The sequence below is a fragment of the Metabacillus idriensis genome (assembly GCF_009674765.1).
Lineage (GTDB): Bacteria > Bacillota > Bacilli > Bacillales > Bacillaceae > Bacillus_P > Bacillus_P idriensis.
This window is the reverse complement of sequence record NZ_WKKF01000028.1, coordinates 1-4,324: the sequence shown is the minus strand read 5'-3', so window position 1 is coordinate 4,324 and position 4,324 is coordinate 1. Positions and strand designations below refer to the sequence as shown.

Sequence of the window (4,324 nt, the reverse complement as noted above, 5' to 3'; positions counted from 1 at the left end):
ACTCGCAAATAACCGTGCATTTACTCCCCCAAAAGAGTGTCCTACCAGTATATATGGAGGAATTATATTTAACTTATTTAAAAGCTCTTTCAATTCTTTTACCATCTCTCGGCTATTTCTAGGATTAGAACTTGATTCGCTTCTACCTAAACCTGCTCTATCATATACAATAACTTCTGTTAGCAAAGAAACTTCGGAAATTATGGCATTCCACCCTTTTGAATAATCCCCATACCCAGCATCCATAACAACGGTTGGTTTACCTTTTTTTTCTCCAAACAAGTTAGCAAACATTAGAAAATCACAAACTTTTATATACATCTCTTTAGACATATTAATAAGATCCTCACATTTCATTTACTTTTATTATCAGACACTGTACCTTTTTCAATTAAACTGCCCTTTAATGGAATATCCAATATTTATAATAATATCATAAAAGTTCCATATACTCTGAAGCCAAATAGCATCATAATTAGAACTAATTTTAAGAGGGACAACAGCTATTGTACTATTGCTAAATAGGTAGCTAAACAGGTAGCTTTTTCTGCTCAGAAACGGTTGCAAACCTAATAACAACAACAAAAATAGCAGGTTAAATTTATGCAAATTAGCCTGCTATTTTTAGTGCTATTTACAGTTTCCCCTCTACAAACGGTACCTCTTACGCTATTAACGGAGTTTATTAGTTTTAGCCTAGAAGCCTATTAGCTAGTGGTTCTTTTATTGCGTTCCTGCATATTGAACTAGAAAGGTTTCGTTATCATTTCTTTATTCGGTTCTAACTATTATGTTCTTTAGGTAATTTCTCTCTGTCAGAGGCTTTTACAGTGCATATAATGTTTTAAGTTTTCATTTCTTAGGGGGAAATTTATTAAGGCAGCCATAATGGCTGCTCTTGTGTAGTTAGCATTTAACTTTTCTGCTCGTTCGGCATAGCGACAGGAACAGGTTCAGTAAAATATAACCTTAAACTGATCATACTGCCGAGAGAGAAAAGATAGAATATTGCCTACTCTTACTGCCCTTCTGTTCTTTATTCCTAATTAGGTTTTATCTGAAACAACTTTTTTCCCGCCAAACCAACCAATTAAGGCAATACCGATTAATACTCCATAGAAAATCATAGTCCAAGCTGGACTATGGGGAAAATCATGATCTAAAACCCCAATATCCTCATGGGCAAGGGTAATAACAGCAAGTTTAACACCGACCCAAGCTACAATGGCATAAGCTGTTGTCTCCAATGCTGGTCTTTTTACAAGAAGTTGCACAAACCACGTTGCTGCAAACTTAATCAAAATTAGGCCAGCAATACCGCCGAGAACGACAACAATAAACTGCCCTCCATCCATACCGCCGAAATCGTCAAGCGGTGAATCTGGAAGACCAAGGGCAATAGCAACCGCAGCTAGTATTGAATCGACTGCAAAAGCGAGGTCAGCTAGCGCAATCTTCCCTACAGTCGGCCAGAAACCTTTTCCGGCGGCTTCGTTTTCAATATCCTTTTGAATGTTCTCATTCTTTTTCCCGAAACGAGCCTGAATAACATGCTTTAATCCTAAGTATAGAAGATAAGCTGCTCCTATCGCTTGTATCTGCCAGACGTTTGCAATAAAAGAAATGGCAAAAAGCGCAGCAAAGCGAAAAACGAAGGCCATAATGATACCATAATTTATAGCTTTTCTTTTCTCATTTTCGGGTAAATGCTTGGCTATAACTGCCAGGACAAGAGCATTGTCTGCTGATAATAATCCTTCTAATCCGATTAGAATTAACAATGCCCATGCATACTCTATCCATAGTGACTCCATCAACTTATCCTCCATTTATAACCAATATGTAGGTACACTAATAGTAGAATAACCTATTTAGGGATTGATAATTCTATTGAACACACCATTTATGACTTTATTTGTTATTCTCTTCCTCTATATAAAACTGATAAATTTTTTATAAAAAATCGTTTCATTCGTTGCTAAAATATGGAATAATAGGAATTCTGATAAACATTACTTACGCTTTTAAAATCTAATGGTGGAGCCATGTTATGAATACAGTAGAACAAAGAGACCTTTTAAACGAAATAAATATCCTTAGAGAACTTATGATGCAAATTGCTAATAAACAAGGTTTCAGTAGCCCTGACACACTACTTTACAGTTAAAAATTAGATAAAGTGATCTATGAGTACCAGCAGTGCAGCTCACAATGTATTAATCCAATAGATGAGCTCTAATAAAGGCATCCTTTCATTTACTATATTCTATATCAGTGGATTTTAATGAGTTTTTTATTCATTACTGCAGGCAAAATGATCTCAACTGTTGTTCCTTCGTTTTCTTTACTATGGAATGACAATATCCCATTATGACTTTCAATAATCCTAAAGCATGTCATTAATCCAAGCCCAGTTCCCTTTTCCTTTGTTGTATAAAATGGCTCACCCAGTGTGGATATCCGGTCTTTTGAAATACCGATTCCCTGATCGATAATCTGGATAGATATTTCATCATCTCCCTTTAACTGGACCTTCACATCAATATTACCGCCCATTGGCATGGCTTCAATAGCGTTCTTAAAAACATTTAAAAACACTTGTTTTAATTGGCCTTCTGCACACAATACCTTTGGCAGTTCCCTCTCAAATTCCAGAAAGATTTGAACATTATTTAGAATGGACTGGGCATTGATTAAGGTGACCACATCTTTTAATAAACCTTTTACATTTTGCTCTCTAAAAACAACAGCATTCGGTTTTGCAAGGACTAGAAATTCACTTACAATTGCATTGATACGATCGAGCTCATTTAACATAATCGTATAGTACTCATCTTCTGGATGATCGGCCTTCTTCAGCTGAATAAACCCTTTTATTGCAGTGAGAGGATTGCGGATTTCATGAGCAATGCCAGCTGCCATTTGTCCCAATAAAGCAAGTTTCTCGGATTTTTGAAGCATTAGCTCCGTTTTTTCTTTCCTTTCAGTAATATCCTTACCAATTGAAAGCAAAGCCTCTTTTTCACCAAATATAATATTCAACAAAGATATTTCAAAGAAAAATGTCGTTCCATCAAAACGGCTAATCTTGTGTTCAATGTTGTGTATTGGCTGTTTCTCTTTCTTTACCTGATTAATCCGATCCAGCAATACATTTTTATACTCAAGTACAATAAAATCCAACAAATCTCTTCCGATTATTTCATCTTTACTTGTAGCCCCAAGCAATTTGACCGCAGCTTTATTTAAATACACAATTTTGTTATCCCGGTGAATAAAGATCGATTCTGGCAGCGAATCAATCATTTGTTTATAGCTTATTTCATTTGCACGTGCTTTTTTCCCGTAGTATCTAGCCGTATCATATTGCCATCCAACAAGCCAGGCAATAACGGTGAAAATTAAGAAGTCTAGTGTAAAAAAAGGGTCTTGGCCAAAAACCTTTTGATAGCCTGTGAATAATATAGAAATCATCACCAAACCAATCTGTCCCGTGTAATTCATCCAAATTGCCCCTTATATAAATAGTCCATCTATCATAGCACAAAATGAAATTATTAAGATAATTCTCATAATTAAACTCTTTATCTCCCAGTGCATACGGTGAGGGAACGAAACAAGCATCTAAAGCTGAACCTCCAAAAAGAATGCGCCTATTAAATTTAATGACATTCTCAAACTCATTTCTTTTTTGGTAATTATTTTAACATTCTAAGGCGTTTGAATTTCGTTAATATCCCCTCACTACTAGTTATGAAATACCTTATTCAAGAATCCTGTCATTTACTTCAATAAGAAGAGGCGAAACTTTGTTAAGCAATCGCTCCCTTTAGTTTAAGTAGGAATCTTCAATATTAACTAACATAAATACATCCAATTTACCTTTAAAATAGAAGCTTATAGTATTAGAATAATATAACCAGGGTAGTTTAGCATTTAATAAGGGGGATTCAATTATGAAGGGTTCACTAGATGCATATAAATTACTGGAATTCATCCAAGAAAATAAAGAGGATTTTGAAGATTCATTATTAAATGAAGCATCTAATGTGAAAATAAAAATTGAAGAAATTTTAACGGTCGGTAATATTAACCTGATAAATAATGCCCATATGCTGATTCAATATATTATTGAGGGTAAAGAACAAGAACTTCAATCATTTGCTAAACAAGAAGGTATAGCTTGGGCCACACATGCAATTCCATTATCTTTCAAATTGGAGTGGGTGCAAGCCATTCGAAGAACCTTGTGGAAGTTCCTGCAAAAATATAACGAGGTAACGAACAAGGTTTTAACTGAAGAATTTTTTTCGGTAGAAAAACA

4 protein-coding genes and 1 pseudogene are annotated in these 4,324 nt (G+C 34.9%); 2 read left to right on the top strand and 3 right to left on the bottom strand.

Translation table 11 applies throughout. The features are described from left to right. Positions 1-333: alpha/beta fold hydrolase (locus GJU41_RS24400; RefSeq protein WP_154319808.1), on the bottom strand; the 333-nt coding region annotated here is incomplete at its 3' end. 713 nt (positions 334-1,046) lie between these two features. Next, entirely contained in the window at positions 1,047-1,814 is a 768-nt protein-coding gene (locus GJU41_RS24395; RefSeq protein WP_154319807.1) for a TerC family protein, read from the bottom strand. 236 nt (positions 1,815-2,050) lie between these two features. Between GJU41_RS24395 and GJU41_RS25545 the strand changes: the two genes are divergently transcribed. Next, positions 2,051-2,167: an aspartyl-phosphate phosphatase Spo0E family protein gene (locus GJU41_RS25545; protein ID WP_154319806.1), complete on the top strand. Its 117-nt coding sequence runs from the start codon at positions 2,051-2,053 to the stop codon at positions 2,165-2,167. Between the two features lie 104 nt (positions 2,168-2,271). Here the strand turns inward: GJU41_RS25545 and GJU41_RS24385 are convergent, their stop codons facing one another. Then, positions 2,272-3,504: an ATP-binding protein gene (locus tag GJU41_RS24385; protein ID WP_154319805.1), complete on the bottom strand. Its 1,233-nt coding sequence runs from the start codon at positions 3,502-3,504 to the stop codon at positions 2,272-2,274. A gap of 452 nt (positions 3,505-3,956) precedes the next feature. Here GJU41_RS24385 and GJU41_RS24380 point away from each other — a divergent pair. Further along, a pseudogene (locus tag GJU41_RS24380) lies at positions 3,957-4,324 on the top strand (STAS domain-containing protein); the annotation flags it as partial.